General features: G+C 70.6%; 17 protein-coding genes. 8 read left to right on the top strand and 9 right to left on the bottom strand.

Features of this window, described 5'->3' with window-relative positions:
• Positions 1-294 precede the first annotated feature (294 nt).
• Together DTL70_RS25710 and DTL70_RS25705 are read left to right on the top strand one after the other, a co-directional pair.
• Positions 295-1,275: a C40 family peptidase gene (locus DTL70_RS25710; protein WP_114024381.1), complete on the top strand. Its 981-nt coding sequence runs from the start codon at positions 295-297 to the stop codon at positions 1,273-1,275.
• Positions 1,276-1,539: 264 nt separating this feature from the next.
• Positions 1,540-2,256, top strand: coding sequence for a phosphatase PAP2 family protein (locus DTL70_RS25705; protein ID WP_114024380.1), 717 nt, complete (start codon positions 1,540-1,542; stop codon positions 2,254-2,256).
• A 45-nt stretch (positions 2,257-2,301) separates the two neighbouring features.
• Here the strand turns inward: DTL70_RS25705 and DTL70_RS25700 are convergent, their stop codons facing one another.
• Positions 2,302-2,523 (bottom strand): hypothetical protein, encoded by a 222-nt coding sequence (locus DTL70_RS25700; protein ID WP_147266819.1) that lies wholly within the window; start codon positions 2,521-2,523, stop codon positions 2,302-2,304.
• Positions 2,524-3,102: 579 nt separating this feature from the next.
• Here DTL70_RS25700 and DTL70_RS25695 point away from each other — a divergent pair.
• Both DTL70_RS25695 and DTL70_RS25690 read left to right on the top strand, forming a co-directional pair.
• A complete protein-coding gene (locus DTL70_RS25695) occupies positions 3,103-3,972 on the top strand; it encodes an SCO4651 family lipoprotein (RefSeq protein ID WP_245979734.1) in 870 nt (289 codons plus the stop codon).
• Between the two features lie 137 nt (positions 3,973-4,109).
• Positions 4,110-4,340: a hypothetical protein gene (locus tag DTL70_RS25690; RefSeq protein WP_114024378.1), complete on the top strand. Its 231-nt coding sequence runs from the start codon at positions 4,110-4,112 to the stop codon at positions 4,338-4,340.
• A gap of 48 nt (positions 4,341-4,388) precedes the next feature.
• On the opposite strand, the gene DTL70_RS25685 is transcribed toward DTL70_RS25690, so the two are convergent.
• On the bottom strand, positions 4,389-4,760 hold the full coding sequence (locus tag DTL70_RS25685; protein WP_242751937.1) for a metal-sensitive transcriptional regulator: 372 nt from the start codon (positions 4,758-4,760) through the stop codon (positions 4,389-4,391).
• Between the two features lie 207 nt (positions 4,761-4,967).
• Between DTL70_RS25685 and DTL70_RS25680 the strand changes: the two genes are divergently transcribed.
• Together DTL70_RS25680 and DTL70_RS25675 are read left to right on the top strand one after the other, a co-directional pair.
• Complete coding sequence (locus DTL70_RS25680; protein WP_027738658.1) at positions 4,968-5,588, top strand: DUF47 domain-containing protein; 621 nt, start codon at positions 4,968-4,970, stop codon at positions 5,586-5,588.
• A 6-nt stretch (positions 5,589-5,594) separates the two neighbouring features.
• Positions 5,595-6,590 carry an inorganic phosphate transporter gene (locus tag DTL70_RS25675; RefSeq protein ID WP_114024377.1) on the top strand — a complete coding sequence of 332 codons (996 nt, stop codon included), beginning with the start codon at positions 5,595-5,597 and terminating at the stop codon, positions 6,588-6,590.
• 254 nt (positions 6,591-6,844) lie between these two features.
• Here DTL70_RS25675 and pstB read toward each other — a convergent pair whose 3' ends face one another.
• The 4 genes from pstB to pstS form a co-directional block, all read right to left on the bottom strand.
• Positions 6,845-7,621, bottom strand: a complete 777-nt coding sequence (pstB, locus tag DTL70_RS25670; RefSeq protein WP_114024376.1) for a phosphate ABC transporter ATP-binding protein PstB — start codon at positions 7,619-7,621, stop codon at positions 6,845-6,847.
• A gap of 13 nt (positions 7,622-7,634) precedes the next feature.
• The gene (gene pstA / locus DTL70_RS25665) at positions 7,635-8,708 is read right to left on the bottom strand and encodes a phosphate ABC transporter permease PstA (RefSeq protein ID WP_114024375.1); all 1,074 of its coding nucleotides are present in this window, start codon (positions 8,706-8,708) and stop codon (positions 7,635-7,637) included.
• Positions 8,705-9,691, bottom strand: coding sequence for a phosphate ABC transporter permease subunit PstC (gene pstC, locus DTL70_RS25660; protein WP_114024374.1), 987 nt, complete (start codon positions 9,689-9,691; stop codon positions 8,705-8,707). Before pstC ends, pstA begins: the two co-directional genes overlap by 4 nt.
• A 232-nt stretch (positions 9,692-9,923) precedes the next feature.
• A complete protein-coding gene (gene pstS / locus DTL70_RS25655) occupies positions 9,924-11,051 on the bottom strand; it encodes a phosphate ABC transporter substrate-binding protein PstS (RefSeq protein WP_114024373.1) in 1,128 nt (375 codons plus the stop codon).
• A gap of 320 nt (positions 11,052-11,371) precedes the next feature.
• Between pstS and DTL70_RS25650 the strand changes: the two genes are divergently transcribed.
• Both DTL70_RS25650 and DTL70_RS25645 read left to right on the top strand, forming a co-directional pair.
• Positions 11,372-12,550: a C40 family peptidase gene (locus DTL70_RS25650; RefSeq protein ID WP_245979732.1), complete on the top strand. Its 1,179-nt coding sequence runs from the start codon at positions 11,372-11,374 to the stop codon at positions 12,548-12,550.
• Between the two features lie 300 nt (positions 12,551-12,850).
• Complete coding sequence (locus DTL70_RS25645; protein WP_114024371.1) at positions 12,851-14,263, top strand: PP2C family protein-serine/threonine phosphatase; 1,413 nt, start codon at positions 12,851-12,853, stop codon at positions 14,261-14,263.
• Between the two features lie 33 nt (positions 14,264-14,296).
• On the opposite strand, the gene DTL70_RS25640 is transcribed toward DTL70_RS25645, so the two are convergent.
• From DTL70_RS25640 to DTL70_RS25630, 3 genes are all read right to left on the bottom strand, one after another.
• Entirely contained in the window at positions 14,297-14,659 is a 363-nt protein-coding gene (locus DTL70_RS25640; protein ID WP_114024370.1) for a DUF2516 family protein, read from the bottom strand.
• A 139-nt stretch (positions 14,660-14,798) separates the two neighbouring features.
• The gene (locus tag DTL70_RS25635) at positions 14,799-15,467 is read right to left on the bottom strand and encodes a hypothetical protein (protein WP_114024369.1); all 669 of its coding nucleotides are present in this window, start codon (positions 15,465-15,467) and stop codon (positions 14,799-14,801) included.
• Between the two features lie 257 nt (positions 15,468-15,724).
• Positions 15,725-16,132: a helix-turn-helix domain-containing protein gene (locus DTL70_RS25630; RefSeq protein WP_114024368.1), complete on the bottom strand. Its 408-nt coding sequence runs from the start codon at positions 16,130-16,132 to the stop codon at positions 15,725-15,727.
• Positions 16,133-16,161: the final 29 nt, after the last annotated feature.

Raw genomic sequence — 16,161 nt, 5'->3', positions numbered from 1 at the left:
CGGCCGGGCACGCGCACGCCCCTCCACCCGTCCACCCACCCATCCGTCCACCCACCCATCCGTCCACCCACCCGTACGCCTGTGCGCCGTTGGTGCTCCTCGTGGGCCGTGCGGGGGTCCGTTGGGGCCGGGTGGGGCCGGGGGTGCGGCTGGGTAAGGACCTGGGGCGGGGTGGATGGGCGACGCGTTCGCCTGGGCGCCTCCTGTCCGCCGTTCCTTTGTGGCGCGGGGGCTGGAATGATGAGCGCGGTTGTCGTGCGAGGAACTGGTGTCCTGCGGGGGAGGGTTGGGGGCGTGGGCCGGAAGAAGGTGTGGCTGCTGGCGGTGGGTGGCGGGCTGGGAGTGCTCTCCTTGTTCGTCGCGCTGCTCGTGGTGGGTACGTACGTGGCCGCGGCCAGCATTTTCGGCGGCGCCGGAGGCGCGGTCGCGCTCGCCAAGGGATCGGTTCCGGCCGCTTACTCGGGGCTCGTGCAGAAGTGGGGCACCTATTGCAAGGCCCTCAACCCGGCGGTTCTCGCCTCGCAGCTGAAGCAGGAGAGCGGTTTCCAGCCCGACGCGCAGAGCAACGCGCAGGCGCAGGGCATCGCGCAGTTCATCCCCACGACGTGGTCGGTGCACGGCTTCGACGCCAATGGTGACGGCAAGAAGAGCGTGTGGGACCCGGAGGACGCCATTCCGTCGGCTGCCAAGTACGACTGTTCGCTGGCGAAGAATGTGAAGGACGTGCCGGGGGACGCGACGAACAACATGCTCGCCGCGTACAACGCGGGCCCGTACGCCGTCATCAAGTACAACGGGGTGCCGCCGTACAGCGAGACGAAGAACTACGTGTCGACGATCCGCAGGATGGAGAAGAGCTTCTCCGCGCCCAGCGGCCGGCTGAGCCCGACGAAGGCGGGGGCGGGTGCCATCGCGTTCGCGCAGAGCAAGCTGGGGACCCCGTATCTGTGGGGCGGTAACGGTACGCCGGAGCAGGGCGGCAGGTTCGACTGTTCGGGGCTGACGAAGGCGGCGTACAAGAAGGTCGGGGTCGAGCTGCCGCGCGTGGCCAACGACCAGTACGACACGGGGCCGCATCCCAAGCGGGACGAGCTGCTCCCCGGGGATCTGGTCTTCTTCGCACATGATCTGACCAATTCGCGCTCCATCCACCACGTCGGCATCTACGTCGGGGGTGGCAAAATGATCAACGCCCCCTACACGGGAGCGAAGATCCGGTACGACCCGATCGACTCCCCGGACTACTTCGGAGCGACCCGTCCGGCCGGCAAGTGAGCGGCGCCGCGTGCGCACAGCCGGGGCGCACGGTTGTGTACGCAGAGCAGGGATTACGTCAACAATCCGTGAGGCATAGGTCCTGAGCTGCGTCTATGGGTCACCCTTGGGTAACGTCCTGGTGATCGTTCGGTACGTACGGAACGGTTCGCCTGCCGCAGCGCGTTTTTCTCCGCGGAACGGGACTTCCGCACCGCGACCACGGGGGGTCGTCAGCGCAGATCCAGCCATGAGCACACAGCCGAAGTGAGGGGCCGCACCGCGATGGCACTCTGGGACAACCCCGATGTCGAACTTCTCTACGACATCAACGGCCTGGCCAAAGACGCACCCACGTGGGCCGACCGGATCATGGAGTACGTCGGGGAGTACGGCATCGCCGTGGGGCTCGTCGCCCTGGCCCTGTGGGCCTGGTGGGGCGTCACCCGCAGGCGCGAGAGCCGGGAGGAGGCCCTCAGCGGCTTCGCCGGGCTCGTCTGGGCGCCCGTGGCGGCCCTCGTCGCGCTGGCCGTCAACATCCCCATCCGCGGCTTCGTCGAGCGACCCCGGCCCTTCCTGGACCATCAGGGCGTGGAGGTCCTGGTCCAGGGCAAGACCGACTTCTCGTTCGTGAGCGACCACGCGACGCTCACCATGGCCATCGCCGTCGGCATCTTCATGGTCCAGCGCAAGCCGGGACTCGTCGCCATCGCCCTCGCCGTGCTGGAGGGCTTCTGCCGCGTCTACATGGGGGTGCACTACCCCACCGACGTCATCGGCGGCCTCGCCCTGGGCACCGCCGTCGCCCTGCTGCTCGCCCCGGTCGCCATGTGGGCGCTGACCCCGCTGGTGCGGCTCGTCGCGGGCAACGCCAGGATCGAGACGCTCCTGTGGGCGGGCGGCGCGGCCGCGCGGACGTCCGCGGAGGACGACGGCCGGCCCGCCGAGCACCGGGAGGGTGCCACCGCGCGCCGCAGCTCGGGCCGCGACCTGGCGGCCTGAGCACCTGTCCCTGGCGGCTCCCCTTCCCCGTCCCCGAGGGTCGGCTTACAGCGCCCCCGCCGGTCCGCCCGGCGGGGGCGCTGCCGTGTGCGGGGCGGGGTCTCGGTGTGCGTCCTGGTGTGCGAGGGCGTCCGCGCGGGCCCGGTCGCGGGCGCGGCGCGCCGCGCCGCGCCAGCCGCAGGCGCACGAGGCGGAGCAGAACGCTCCCCGTTCGTGCAGCGCCGTGACGTGCGCGGCGGCTCCGTCCAGACGGGCGGCTTCGTCCACGGCCGGACGGTCGTTTGAAAGTGCGCCCCCGCCCACGGCCGCGCCGCCGTCCGGATGTGTGCCTTCGTCCACGGGCGAGGCTCCGCCTGTGCGTGCGGCTCCGGCCGCGGGTGCGGTCCCGGCCGCGGGTGCGGTCCCGGCCGCGCCCCTCGGCGGGACGACCCGTCCGGACCCGGGACCGTCGGATTCGACCCCAGGTCGGGGCGCGGGGAGACGGTCCGGCTGGTGTTCGGGGGCTCGCTCTCGCACGTGACCACCGTACTGGGGCCGTGACGGCCGCTCCCAGGGCCTCGTTGCCCCCGATGAACCGACGGATCCGGACCGGCCCGCGACCGGTACGGCAGCGACCGGGAACGAGAGGTCGGCGGGATGACAGTGCGGCGACGGGGGCGGCTGGGACAGCCGGGATGGCCGGGGCGGACAGGGCTGACGCGGCTCATGGCGCGCACGGCGGCGTGCAGGGCGCGCACGGCGCGCGGAGGGCGCACGGGCGGGCCGGGGCGGCGGCAGGGGCGGGCCGCACGCCCGGGGCGGCTCGCGCGTGGCGACGCGGTGCGCTCTCCCGTACTGGTGGCGGCGGTGAGCACCGCATTCGCCGCCGTGGCGCTCACGGGATGTTCCGGGGACGGTGCGGTCGCCACGGACGGTCCTCCCACGGCGGCGCGCCCCTCGGGCCCTGGCGGAGCCGCCGTGGTCAGGGCGGCCGAAGCCCTCACGCGGGCCGGTTCGGCGCGGGTGTGGACGGCCATGGAGATGGCCAGCGGCGGTACGCGCGTCACCATCGAGGGGTCGGGCCTCTTCGATCTGTCCCGTGCCACCGGGAGGCTGCGGGTGACGCTGCCGCCCGGCGCGGACGGGGCGCGGCCCGGGGAGCGCAGGCCCGTCACCGAGTTGATCACTCCGGATGCGCTGTACATGAAGAACCGCGCGGGTGTGCCGGCCGACAAGTGGGTGCGGGTGGCGACCGCGGGGCTGCCGGACGGGAACCTGGTGACGGGCGGGGCGACGGACCCGATCACCGCGGCTCAGTTGCTGAGGGGCGCCCGGCGCATCGCTTTCGAGGGGGCCACCGCGTTGGACGGCGAGCGGGTGTGGCACTACAGCGGTGTGGTCGACATCGAACGCGCGGCCGATGCGGCGCCGCCGCGGGCCCGGCACCGGTTGCGGGCGGCGGAGAAGGGGTTCGCGGGCCGTACGGTGCCGTTCGACGCCTATCTGGACGCCCAGGGCCGGCTGCGGAAGGTGCAGCACCGGTTCTCCTTCACCACGGAAGCCACCGGCAGGGATCCCGTCGGAGCGGGCCCCACCGGCAGCGCGGAGCCGTCCGTTCCGCCGGACATGGACCTGACCGTCTCGTCGACGACCCGGCTGGGCGACTTCGGGGTCGAGGCCCGGATCGCGATGCCCGAGGCCGGCGACATCTGGGCGGGGAAGATCGCGGCTGGGTGACCGGGCGTTGATCCGGTAAATGGTTCGGAAGTGCCATGCGCGGACGGTGTGGTACTCCCTACGCTGGGAAGCCGGGCCCCCGGCCCGGCCGTGGCGTTCCCGCCCGGTGGATCCGTGGAGCACGGGAGGTGATACGTGTGCCTGTACCGAAGCGTGACAACGGAGGTGACGGCCGCGGGAGCCGCTGCCGGCGGCGCGCGCTGACGCAGGATCACCAGGACCACGCGGCCCTCGCCGAGATCGAGCTGTGCGGAGAGCTGATGATCGCCGCCTCCGCCGCGGAGGGACCCCTCAGCCGGGCCCGTATCGACGAGGTGCTCCGCCGCGCCGCCGGTGAGCTGGACGAGGCCCCCGGCCCGACCCGGTAGGACCCGGCCGAAAGCAGCGCCCGGGTGGGCCGTGGCCCTACGCGGGGTTCAGGTGCGCAGGAGGCGGGCGATGGCGGCGGTGGCCTCTTCGACCTTGGCGTCCATCTCGGCGCCGCCGTCCTGTGCCGCGTGGGCCACGCAGTGCCGCAGGTGCTCTTCGAGGAGTTGGAGGGCGAAGGACTGGAGGGCCTTCGTGGAGGCGGAGACCTGCGTGAGTATGTCGATGCAGTAGACGTCCTCGTCGACCATCCGCTGGAGGCCCCGGATCTGGCCCTCGATGCGGCGCAGTCGCTTGACGTGAGCTTCCTTGTTCTTCGTGTAGCCGTGCTCCCCGGTGGCCGCGTGCGCGGAGCAGCACTGGGAGGTGGCTTCGGCCACAGTGTCCGGTGTCTCGGGGATGGGCTGTGGCGGCGGCGTCATGCGGTCCTCCAGGTGGTGGTGAGGGGCGGGCGGGGGCCGTGGCACCGGGGTTTTGATACCCCTCGTGGGTATAGGATACCGGACTTCTCCGAGCCCGCTTCAACGCGCGGGCTGACATGGGTGACACTGGGGGGACGCCGGTTCGCTGTGGCCGGATGATGCGCCTAGCATCAACGAGACCGTCATCGAGGCATCCGAGGACCCCCAGTGCGCTTTCGTCTGACCCCCAGGGAGACGAGCTTCTACGACATGTTCGCGGCCTCCGCGGACAACATCGTGACCGGCTCGAAACTCCTCATGGAACTGCTCGGGGCGGATTCCTCCGCGCGAACCGAGCTCGGCGAGCGGATGCGCGCCGCGGAGCACGCCGGGGACGACGCGACGCACGCGATCTTCCACCAGCTCAACTCCTCCTTCATCACCCCGTTCGACCGCGAGGACATCTACAACCTGGCCTCCTCCCTCGACGACATCATGGACTTCATGGAGGAGGCCGTCGACCTCGTCGTCCTCTACCAGATCGAGGAGTTGCCCAAGGGAGTCGAACAGCAGATCGAGGTGCTGTCGCGGGCTGCCGAACTGACGGCCGAGGCCATGCCGAATCTGCGGACCATGGACAACCTCACCGAGTACTGGATCGAGGTCAACCGGCTGGAGAACCAGGCCGACCAGATCCACCGCAAGCTGCTCGCCCACCTGTTCAACGGCAAGTACGACGCGATCGAGGTCATGAAGCTCAAGCAGGTCGTGGACGTGCTCGAGGAGGCGGCGGACGCCTTCGAGCATGTGGCCAACACCGTCGAGACCATCGCGGTCAAGGAGTCCTGACGCTCCGTGGACACCTTCGCGCTGATCGTGACCGTCGGTGTCGCGCTCGGATTCACGTACACGAACGGCTTCCACGACTCCGCGAACGCCATCGCGACGTCGGTCTCCACCCGGGCGCTCACCCCGCGCGCGGCGCTGGCCATGGCCGCGGTGATGAACCTCGCGGGCGCCTTCCTCGGCAGCGGAGTCGCCAAGACCGTCAGTGAGGGACTGATCCAGACCCCGCACGGCGAGAGCGGCATGGGCATCCTGTTCGCCGCGCTCGTCGGTGCCATCGCCTGGAACCTGGTCACCTGGTATTTCGGCCTCCCCTCCTCCTCCAGCCACGCGCTGTTCGGCGGCATGGTCGGGGCGGCGCTGGCCGGTGGGATCGCCGTCTACTGGTCCGGGGTGGTCGAGAAGATCGTCCTGCCGATGTTCCTCTCGCCCATCGTCGGCCTGGTCCTGGGCTATCTGGTGATGTGCGTCATCCTGTGGCTCTTCCGCAAGTCCAACCCCCACCGGGCCAAGCGCGGTTTCCGTATCGCGCAGACCGTTTCGGCGGCGGGCATGGCGCTCGGGCACGGCCTCCAGGACGCGCAGAAGACGATGGGCGTCGTCGTCATGGCGCTGACCATCGCCGACGTGCAGCAGCACAACGAGATCCCCGTCTGGGTCAAGATCGTCTGCGCCGCCATGCTGTCTCTTGGCACCTACGCGGGCGGCTGGCGCATCATGCGGACGCTGGGGCGGCGGATCATCGAGCTGGACCCGCCGCAGGGGTTCGCCGCGGAGACCACCGCGGCGTCCGTCATGTACAGCGCGTCCTTCATGTTCCACGCGCCCATCTCGACCACGCACGTGATCACCTCGGCGATCATGGGTGTCGGTGCGACGAAGAGGGTCAGCGCGGTGCGCTGGGGGGTCGCGAAGAACATCATCATGGGCTGGTTCATCACCATGCCGGCGGCCGCCGTCGTCGCCGCGCTGATCTTCTGGGCGGTCAAACTCGTCTTCGGCTGACGCGGCCCGGCCGAGCCCCTGGCGCGGCCCGGCCGCATGCCTGACGGGGCTCGGTTGCCCCCTGCCACGTCCCTCCCCCGGCTGAACCCCGGCGCCCTGCCCTCTCCGACACCGGAGGGGGCAGGGCGCCGGAGTCTGTCCGAGGCAACACGACACCGGACACAGGGCACAGGAGGCCGGACACCGGGGAAGGAAAAAGCCCGCGGTGGCACCGCCATGCAGCACCGCGGGCCGTCGGGGGGCCGCCGGAGCGGCTATCCGAAGCGTCCTGAGATGTAGTCCTCGGTGGCCTGGACGGACGGGTTGGAGAAGATGCGCTCGGTGTCGTCGATCTCGACGAGCTTGCCCGGGGCGCCCACCTCGGCGAGGTTGAAGAAGGCGGTGCGGTCGGAGACCCGCGCCGCCTGCTGCATGTTGTGCGTGACGATCACGATGGTGAACCGGGACGTGAGCTCCCCGATCAGGTCCTCGATGGCGAGGGTGGAGATCGGGTCGAGGGCCGAGCAGGGCTCGTCCATCAGCAGCACCTGCGGTTCGACGGCGATGGCCCGCGCGATGCACAGCCGCTGCTGCTGGCCGCCGGAGAGGCCGGATCCCGGCCGGTTCAGCCGGTCCTTGACCTCGTTCCACAGGTTGGCGCCCCTGAGGGACTTCTCGACGATCCCGTCGAGTTCGCTCTTCTTGTGGTCGCCGTTGAGCCGCAGGCCCGCCGCCACGTTGTCGTAGATGGACATCGTCGGGAACGGGTTGGGCCGCTGGAAGACCATGCCGATGGTGCGGCGCACGGAGACCGGGTCGACGCCGGTGCCGTACAGGTCCTCGTCGTCGAGCATCACCTTGCCCTCGACCCGCCCGCCGGGGGTGACCTCGTGCATGCGGTTGAGGGTGCGCAGGAAGGTGGACTTGCCGCAGCCCGAGGGGCCGATGAAGGCGGTGACGGAGCGCGGCTCGACGGTCATGGAGATGTCGTCGATGGCGCGGAAGCTGCCGTAGTAGGCGGAAAGGCCGCTGACGTCGATGCGCTTGGCCACGGGGATCACTCCCTTAGTGCTTGGGGGCCTTCCAGCGGGCGATGCCGCGGGCGACCAGGTTGAGGATCATGACGAAGGCGATCAGCACGAGGGCGGCCGCCCAGGCGCGGTCGTAGGAGGGCTCGTTGCCGTTGGCCCACTGCTCGTAGACGTAGTACGGCAGGGACGACTGGGCGCCTTCGAAGGGGTTGCCGTTGATCGAGGCCGAGCCGAAGACCAGCAGCAGGATGGGGGCCGACTCGCCGGCGATGCGGGCGACGGCCAGCATGATGCCGGTGGTGATGCCGCCGATCGCGGTCGGCAGGACGACCTTGAGGATGGTCCGCCACTTCGGTACGCCGAGCGCCAGCGACGCCTCGCGCAGCTCATTGGGGACCAGCTTGAGCATCTCCTCCGTCGAGCGCACGACGATCGGCATCATCAGGATGGCCAGCGACATGGCGCCGGCGAATCCGGAGTAGCCGAAGTCGAGGATGATGATCCAGAAGGAGAGGATGAACAGGCCGGCGACGATGGAGGGGATGCCGGTCATCACGTCCACGAAGAAGGTGACGGCCTTGGCGAGCCGCCCGGTGCCGTACTCGACGAGGTAGATCGCGGTCAGCAGTCCGACGGGCGCGGCGATCAGCGTGGCGAGGCCGACCTGTTGGAGGGTGCCGATCAGCGCGTGGTAGATCCCGCCGCCCGCCTCCATGGTGATGACGCCGTTCATGGAGTGCGTCAGGAAGTACCCGTCGAGCACCTTGACGCCCCGCGCCACCGTCTCCCAGATGAGGGAGGCCAGCGGGAGGACGGCCAGCAGGAAGCAGACCCAGATGAAGCTGGTGGCCAGCCGGTCCTTGGCCTGCCGGGTGCCTTCGACGGCTCCGGCGAGGACGGCGGTCAGACCCACGTAGAGCAGGGCGGCGATCAGGCCCCACTGGATGCGGCTGTCCAGCCCGGCCACCAGTCCGATGCCGGTGCCCAGCGCGGCGGCGACGGCGGCCAGGCCGAGCGGGGCCCAGCGCGGCAGCCGGGGCCGGTGCAGGGAGGCGGTGGGGGCCGAGGCGTCGACGGGGGCGGCGTCGGCCATGACGGTCTGGCTCATGCGTTCGCTCCCGAGTACTCCTTGCGGCGCGCGATGATCAGCCGGGCCGCGCCGTTGACCAGCAGGGTGATGACGAACAGGACGAGGCCCGAGGCGATCAGCGCGTCCCGCCCCGTGGCACCGGCCTCCTTGAAGCCCGCGGCGATGTTCTGTGCGAACGTGCCGCCGCCGGGCTGGAGCAGGCTGGCGTGGATGAGGAAGCTGGGCGAGAGGACCGTGGCGACGGCCATCGTCTCGCCCAGTGCGCGGCCGAGACCGAGCATGGAGGCGCTGATGACGCCGGAGCGGCCGAAGGGCAGTACCGACATGCGGATGACCTCCCACCGGGTCGCGCCCAGGGCGAGAGCGGCCTCCTCGTGCATCGTGGGCGCCTGCCGGAAGACCTCGCGGGAGACGTTGGTGATGATCGGCAGGATCATGATCGCGAGCAGGATGCCGGCCGTGAACAGGGAGCGCGCGGCGCCGCCCTCGTAGGAGAAGATCCCGCTCCAGCCGAGGTAGTCGTCCAGCCACTCGTACAGGCCGCTCAGGTGCGGGACGAGGAAGAGGGCGCCCCACAGGCCGTAGACGATGGAGGGCACGGCCGCCAGCAGGTCGATGACGTAGCCGAGGGGGGTCGCGAGTTTGCGCGGCGCGTAGTGCGAGATGAACAGCGCGATGCCCACCGCGACGGGGACGGCGACGATCATCGCGATGAGCGAGCTGACGACGGTGCCGAAGGCGAGGACGGCGATGCCGAAGCGGGGCGGCGTCGCGTTGGCGTCCCACTCGAAGGCGGTGAGGAAGTTGGCCTCGTCGGCGCTGATGGCCAGTGCGGCGCGCCAGGTGAGGAAGACGGCGATCGCGGCCATGATCGCCAGGAGGGTGATGCCGGAGCCCCGGGAGAGGCCGAGGAATATTCGGTCGCCCTTCCGGGTGGCGCCTTTCAAGGGGTCCGCGGGGTCCGCGGGTTCCGCTGTCGCGGGTGGGTTATCGGTAGCCATGGTTTCTCCGGTCTGACTGGTGCGGGCCGCCGCGCTCGGCGTGGGTGCGCGGAGTGGCCCTTCGGCGGTGCACCGGATCGTTCGGCATTCCGTGCAAGTGCGGATATTCAGGGCACGGGTCGCGTGGGTGGAGGGGGCGGCGGTGCGTGCGGCACCGCCGCCGCTCCCTCCGACAGGCCTGTTCCTGGCCTACTTCTGGCCTACTTCTGGCCTGGTGAGGCCCGCTCCAGGCTTACTTCAGGCCGTCGATCGTCGAACGGACCTTGGTGATGATCTCTTCGGGGATCGGGGCGTAGCCCTTCTCCGCGAGGGCCCGCTGGCCGTCCTCGCTCGCGGTGTACTTCAGGAAGGACTTCGTCGCGGCCAGCGTCTCCTTCTTGTTGCCCTGGTCGCAGACGATCTCGTACGTCGCCAGGACGATCGGGTAGGCGCTGTCGGCCTGCGTCTTGTAGTTGAGCTCCAGGGCGAGATCCTTGCCCTGGCCGACGACCTTGGCGTCGGCGATCGCCTTGGAGGCGTTGCCCGTGGTGGCCTCGACGGGCTCCTTCGCGCCGGTGTCCAGCTTGACCGTGTTCAGGTCGTTGCCGGTGGCGTAGGACAGTTCGGCGTAGCCGATGGCGCCGTCGTTCTGCTTGACGTTGGTGGCGATCCCGGAGGAACCGTCGGCGCCCTGGCCGCCCTTGCCTGCCCACGCCTTGGCGGGCTCGTGCTTCCAGGAGGCGGGGGCCGCGGTGTTCAGGTACTTGGTGAAGTTGTCCGTGGTGCCCGACTCGTCGGAGCGGTGGAACGCCTGGATCTTGGTGCCCGGCAGCTTCGCGTCCGGGTTCAGCTTCTTGATGGCCGGGTCGTTCCACTTGGTGATCTTCGAGTCGAAGATCTTGGCCAGCGTGTCGGCGTCCAGCACCAGGTCGTCGACGCCGTCGAGGTTGTACGTGACGGCGATCGGGCCGCCGACCATCGGCAGGTCGATGGCCTGGCCGCCCTTGCACACCTTCTTGGACTTGGCGACCTCGCCCGGCTCGAGCGCCGAGTCGGAGCCCGCGAAGGCCGTCTTGCCCTGGAGGAACTCCTGGATGCCCGCGCCCGAGCCGGTGGGCTTGTAGTTGAGCTGCGTGGTGTCGCACGCGGACTGGTAGGTCTGCGTCCACACGTCCATGGCGTTCTTCTGGGCGCTGGAGCCCGAGGCGAGCAGCTTGCCCTCGCCGTCGCAGCCGATGTTGCCGGCGGCCTTGCTGGTCTCGCTGCCGGAACCGCCGGAGTTGTCGTCCGAGCCGCAGGCGCTCAGGACCAGGGCGCCACACACGGTGAGAGCGCCGACAGCTGCGGTACGGAGCCGGCTCGTGCGCTGAAGCTGCTTCACTGTCGTTCAGTTCCTTCCTGGCCCGGGAGCGACGGCCGGCCGGCCGTCGGACTCTCTGGCTATGGGGCGCGGTCCCTGTCGTGGGGGGTGCCGCGCTCTTCGTAAGGCCGAAATTAGACAGATCAGGTGAAGCGGCCGACGGAGCTGAGTGAACGCCGAGTGAACCTCGGCGGTCAGCCCGGTGCACTGGCGGGCCGCGGCCTCGGGCGGGGCGGCCCGTTTGATACTCGTCAGTACGTTCCTCTGTTGTCTTTCGGACCGGCATGGCACTATCCGCTCCACTGGCCCCAGTTGACCATACGGAAATGGGGGTGGCCCGGGTGAGACGGCCGCTGATCAGCTCGACCCTCGCGTCGTCCGGACGGCACGGCCCGCTCGTCGTGGCCTGCGCCCTGGTGCTGCTGGCGGGACCCGCGCTCGGCACCGCCCACGCCGATCCGGAACGGCCGGGAGCGGGCGGCGCAGGTACGGGCGCCGACTCCGGCTCGACGTCGGGTTCCGATTCCGGTAAGGGCTCGGAGTCGGGATCAGGCTCGGGCGCCGGCTCCGGGGAGCGGGGCGGCGGGCCGAACCTGGAGGAGATCCGCAAGGAGATCGAGCGGCTGCACGACAAGGCGGAGTCCGCGACGGACGCGTACAACGCGGCCGAGTCCGCCACCAAGAAGCAGCGCAAGCGGATCGTCGCACTGGCCAAGCGGATCGACACCGCCCAGGGCAAGCTCGACACCCTCCACGACACCGCGGGCGCCATGGCGCGTGCCCAGTACCGCAGCGGCGGCGTGCCACCGGCCGCGAAGCTGATGCTGGGCGACGACCCGGAGGACTTCCTGCGCGGACTCTCCCTCACGCACAAGGGCCAGCAGGCCACCCGCTCCTTCATCGGCACCCTCACCGAGACCCGCTCCCGGCTCCGCGGTGACGCCAAGGACGCCTCCGACGCCTGGCAGAAGCTGGAGAAGACCCGCAAGAAGAAGGCCGCGGCGAAGAAGAAGGTCAACGGCAGGCTGAAGCAGGCGAAGAAGATCGAGACCGGCCTCAAGGCGGAGGAGCGCGAGCGGCTGCGCGAGCTGCAGGACGAGGCGGCCGAGGCGAAGCAGGCGAAGTGGCTGAAGTCCGGAGTGCTCGACGGCCTCGACGGCAAGGCGTCACCGGCCGGACGGCGCGCCATCGAGTGGGCCACCAAGCAGCTCGGCAAGGACTACGTGTGGGGGGCCGAGGGCCCCGACACCTTCGACTGCTCGGGCCTGACGATGCGCGCCTGGGAGGCCGCGGGCGTGCGCATCCCCCGTACCTCGCAGGAGCAGTGGAAGCAGCTGCCGCACGTGCCGGTCGGCAGCATGCGCCCCGGCGACCTGATCATCTACAAGAAGGACGCCAGTCACGTCGGGATCTACGTCGGTGACGGAGCGCTGCTGCACGCGCCGCGCACCGGTCGGCAGATCACGGTCGAGGGGGCGGGCTCCATGCCGATCCTGGGTGTGGTACGTCCCGACAAGTGAGACAGAGTCGTCCACTCCGGGCGTGTCCCTTCGCCCCCTTTCGTCGCTTTCCGCGCGTGAGCTTGGTCATGTACCGGCCACGGGATACGGCTCCGACCTGCGGTGAACTCGCGCTTCACCACGGGCATATGACAGGGGTCGACCGAGGCGGGCCATTCCGTCCGCGCAGTCGAGGGCGCTAAGGTCCCTCCGGAGAGCCCGGGATGACGAGCGCCCGACCACCGCGCGCCGTTCCGGGCCGAGCCATGGTGGCCGCCGCACGGCGCGCACCACGCCCTCGGGGGAGGGAGAGGTTTCAGCATGCCCGCAAGCGCGCCCGCGGCCGGAACGGCGGCGCAGCCCGCCGAGGCACCGGCCCAGCAGGCCGCGCCCGGAACCGGCGGCAGCCTGACCCTGCTGGTCATCGAGGACGACCCGGCGGGGGTGGTGAGCGTGCCCCGCATGCTCGACGCCTACGGCAAGCCCGTACGCGTCCGCACGGCCCGCAACCTCACCGAGGCCGCACGGCTGCTCACCGACGACGTCCACTGCATCCTGCTCGACCTCGCGCTGCCGTGCGAGGACCGCTGCGAGGAGCGGTCGGAGGACCGGCGCGACGGGCTGCGTGAGGAGCGCGGGAGCGGCGAAGAGCCCGCCACCGCAGAAGGCCGCACCGCGGGACGGGTGCCGGCCCAGGCGGCACCGGCGCCCGCGGCGGAGCCGTTGTCCGAGACCCCGGCTGAGCCCGACGAGCTGCACATCCTGCGCCGTGTCCTGCGCATGGCGCCGCGCCACGCCGTGCTGGCCCTCACCGACGGCAGCGACGCCGAGCGGGCCGCGGACGCCGTACGGGTCGGCGCACAGGACTACCTCTTCCGCGACGAACTCGACGGCAGGCTGCTCACCCGCGCCATCCGCTACGCCGTCGCCCGCAAGCGCGCCGACCTCGCGCAGCGCCAGCTGACCGAGAGCCGGCTGCGCGCCCAGGAGAACGCCAGGCTGGAGCGCGGACTGCTGCCCAGGCCGATCCTGGAAGGCAGCGCGTTGCGGTTCGCCGCGCGCTACCGCCCCGGCCGCTCCCGCGCCCTGCTGGGCGGGGACTTCTACGACACCGTCCGCACCCCCGACGGCACCGTCCACGCCATGATCGGCGACGTGTGCGGGCACGGCCCCGACGAGGCCGCCCTCGGTGTCGAACTGCGTATCGCCTGGCGCGCCCTCACCTTCGCGGGGCTGTGCGGGGACGCCCTGCTGAGCACCCTGCAGAAGGTGCTGGAGAACGAACGGGCCAGCGAGGAGATCTTCGCGACCCTGTGCACCGTCGACATCTCCTCCGACGGCCGCAGCGCCGGCATCTGCCTGGCAGGCCACCCCTCCCCCCTGTTCGCGGGCGGAGCGGGGGCGGCGCCCCGGCTGCTGCCGTACGACGAGAGCGGGCCCGCGCTCGGGCTGCTCCCGCACGCGCGCTGGCCGCGCCGGCAGGTCACCCTGGGGCGCTCCTGGAGCCTGATGATGTACACCGACGGCCTGATCGAGGGGCGCGTGGACGAGGGCCGTACGGACAGCAGGGAGCGGCTCGGCCAACAGGGAATGCTCGACCTCGTGGCCCGCAGGCTGGCCGAGGGCGCCAGCGGCGAGGGGCTGCTGGACGCGACGATGACCGAGGTCCGCCGCCTCAACGGTGGCGAACTCACCGACGACGTGGCGGTCCTTCTCCTGGATCGCTCCCGCTGACCGGAGCCGGCCGCGCCGTCGGCGCCACCGGCGTCACCGACCGTTGAAGGGTCCGTACGGACCGTCGCTGCTGCTGCCTCCTCTGCGGCGGCCCCAGCCGCCACCACGGGGCCGTCCGTTGCCCATGACCTGCTTGAGGGCGGGGCGCACGTCGACGATGTACACGATCGTGGCGATCAGGCCGATGATCTGCAGCAGGAAGAAGGGGATCTGCAACACGTTCACCAGGGCGGTGAGGCCCAGGACGATCAGCCAGAACGGCTTGGTCTGCTTGCTCGCGGCGCGGTAGGCGTCCTCCCGCCGTAGCGCGCTGTCCACGAAGGCGAACACCGCCAGAGCGAGCAGCACGACGCTGATCAGCGCCATGACGGTGAGCTGGAAGCCGTTGAACAACATCGTGCTCACACTCCCGGTCGGTCTCGGAGTCGTGTCTGACTCTTGCGGGCGGCTGTGCCGCCACCGTACCCCAGCACGAGGACAACGAGCCGGGCACGCGCATGGTGCCCGGCCCGTTCCCCACCCGCGCCCACGCGGCTCAGGACTCGCTCTTCGGCGTCGGCTTCCGGGCCGCCGGGGTGGTCTTGCGAGCGGCACCCGTCTTGGTGGCGCCGCTCTTGCCGGCCGCGGCCTTGGTCCCGGCGGTCTTGCCGTCGGCGCTCTTGCCGGCGGTGGCCTCGGTGCCGGCACCGGTTTCGGTGTCGCCGTCGGCCGCCGTCCTGCCCGTGGCCGTCGCGGACCGCGCAGCGGAGGCCTTGCCCGCGGGGGTCTCCTCGGCCGGCGGCTCGGCGATCTTCACGGCCGTGGCGGGCTCGCGCTCCACGGTCACCTCGGCGGCCTCGGACCCGTCGCCCTCGCCACGCCAGTTCTTGACGGCCTCCCGTCCGCGCACGGCCAGCTCGTCGTAGGCCTCACGGGCCTTGACCGCGTACTCAGCGGCGAAGCCGACGCCCTGGAGCGCGAAGTGCTGGGCCTGCTCGCGGAGCTTCTTGATGTCGGTGTCGATCCCGCCGAGGGTCTCGCTGACCCGGGCCTGCGTCTCCTTGGCCTGCTGGGTGAGCTTCGCCTGCACCTCCTTGGGGTCCGTCTCGCGGACCGAGGCGAGTGCCTGCGGCGCCTCTTCACGGAGCTTGTCGACGACACCCGCGGCGAAGTAGAGCGGCGTCGGGTCGGTGAGGGACTTGCGCAGGTCGTTCGCGATGGGCATGAGGGTACGCCTTTCGTGGCTGAACTCGCGTGGCGGTACGGAGGATTGCCGTATCGCCGTGGCTGATCCGCACGGGTGCGGTGTTCCGGCGCGCCGCGCCGGTGCTCGTCCGGGGAGCCCCGTGCTCCCGTGCTCCGGTGTTTCCGTGCTCCGGTGTTTCCGTGCTCCGGTGTTTCCGTGCTCCGGTACGTGCGTCCGTTCGCGGAACGCGCCGGTCGGTCGTTGCGCTCTGTGCTGATTGTGGGGTTCGGGCGGACTTACTCCGCGGACGCCGCGCTCGGCGGGTCCGCCGCCCGTCGCTGTGCGTTCTCCTTGTGCTGTGCGTTCTCCTTGCGGAAGGACTCGTAGATCTGGAGCAGCGCCTGCTTCTGCTGTTCGTTGACCGACGAGTCCGCGAGGATGGCGGCCGGCACCTGCAACAGGTCCTCGCGGTCCCGCTCGTCGAGCATTCCGGCCTGCACGTACAGCGTCTCCGCCGAGATTCGCAGGGCTTTGGCCAGTTGCTGCAGGATCTCCGCGCTCGGCTTGCGCATTCCGCGCTCGATCTGGCTCAGATACGGGTTCGAGACATCGGCGGCCTCCGCGAGCTGCCGCAACGACAGCTTCGCGTTGCGCCGTTGTTCCCGTAGGAACTCCCCGAGGTTCCCGACATTGAGCGAGGCCATGTCCCCACACTGCACCCATCCGCTAACTT

The sequence above is a fragment of the Streptomyces diacarni genome, assembly GCF_003323715.1.
Classification (GTDB): domain Bacteria; phylum Actinomycetota; class Actinomycetes; order Streptomycetales; family Streptomycetaceae; genus Streptomyces; species Streptomyces diacarni.
Note: the sequence above shows the minus strand (reverse complement) of the source record. Positions and strands in the feature narration are given on the sequence as shown.

Bases quoted from the DNA above. Each gene is read 5' to 3' on its own strand.
- DTL70_RS25645 (WP_114024371.1), top strand. From the start codon at position 12,851: ATGCCCGCAAGCGCGCCCGCGGCCGGAACGGCGGCGCAGCCCGCCGAG.
- DTL70_RS25635 (WP_114024369.1), bottom strand. From the start codon at position 15,467: ATGCCCATCGCGAACGACCTGCGCAAGTCCCTCACCGACCCGACGCCG.
- pstC (WP_114024374.1), bottom strand. From the start codon at position 9,691: ATGGCTACCGATAACCCACCCGCGACAGCGGAACCCGCGGACCCCGCG.
- pstA (WP_114024375.1), bottom strand. From the start codon at position 8,708: ATGAGCCAGACCGTCATGGCCGACGCCGCCCCCGTCGACGCCTCGGCC.
- DTL70_RS25705 (WP_114024380.1), top strand. From the start codon at position 1,540: ATGGCACTCTGGGACAACCCCGATGTCGAACTTCTCTACGACATCAAC.
- DTL70_RS25685 (WP_242751937.1), bottom strand. From the start codon at position 4,760: ATGACGCCGCCGCCACAGCCCATCCCCGAGACACCGGACACTGTGGCC.
- DTL70_RS25630 (WP_114024368.1), bottom strand. From the start codon at position 16,132: ATGGCCTCGCTCAATGTCGGGAACCTCGGGGAGTTCCTACGGGAACAA.
- DTL70_RS25640 (WP_114024370.1), bottom strand. From the start codon at position 14,659: ATGTTGTTCAACGGCTTCCAGCTCACCGTCATGGCGCTGATCAGCGTC.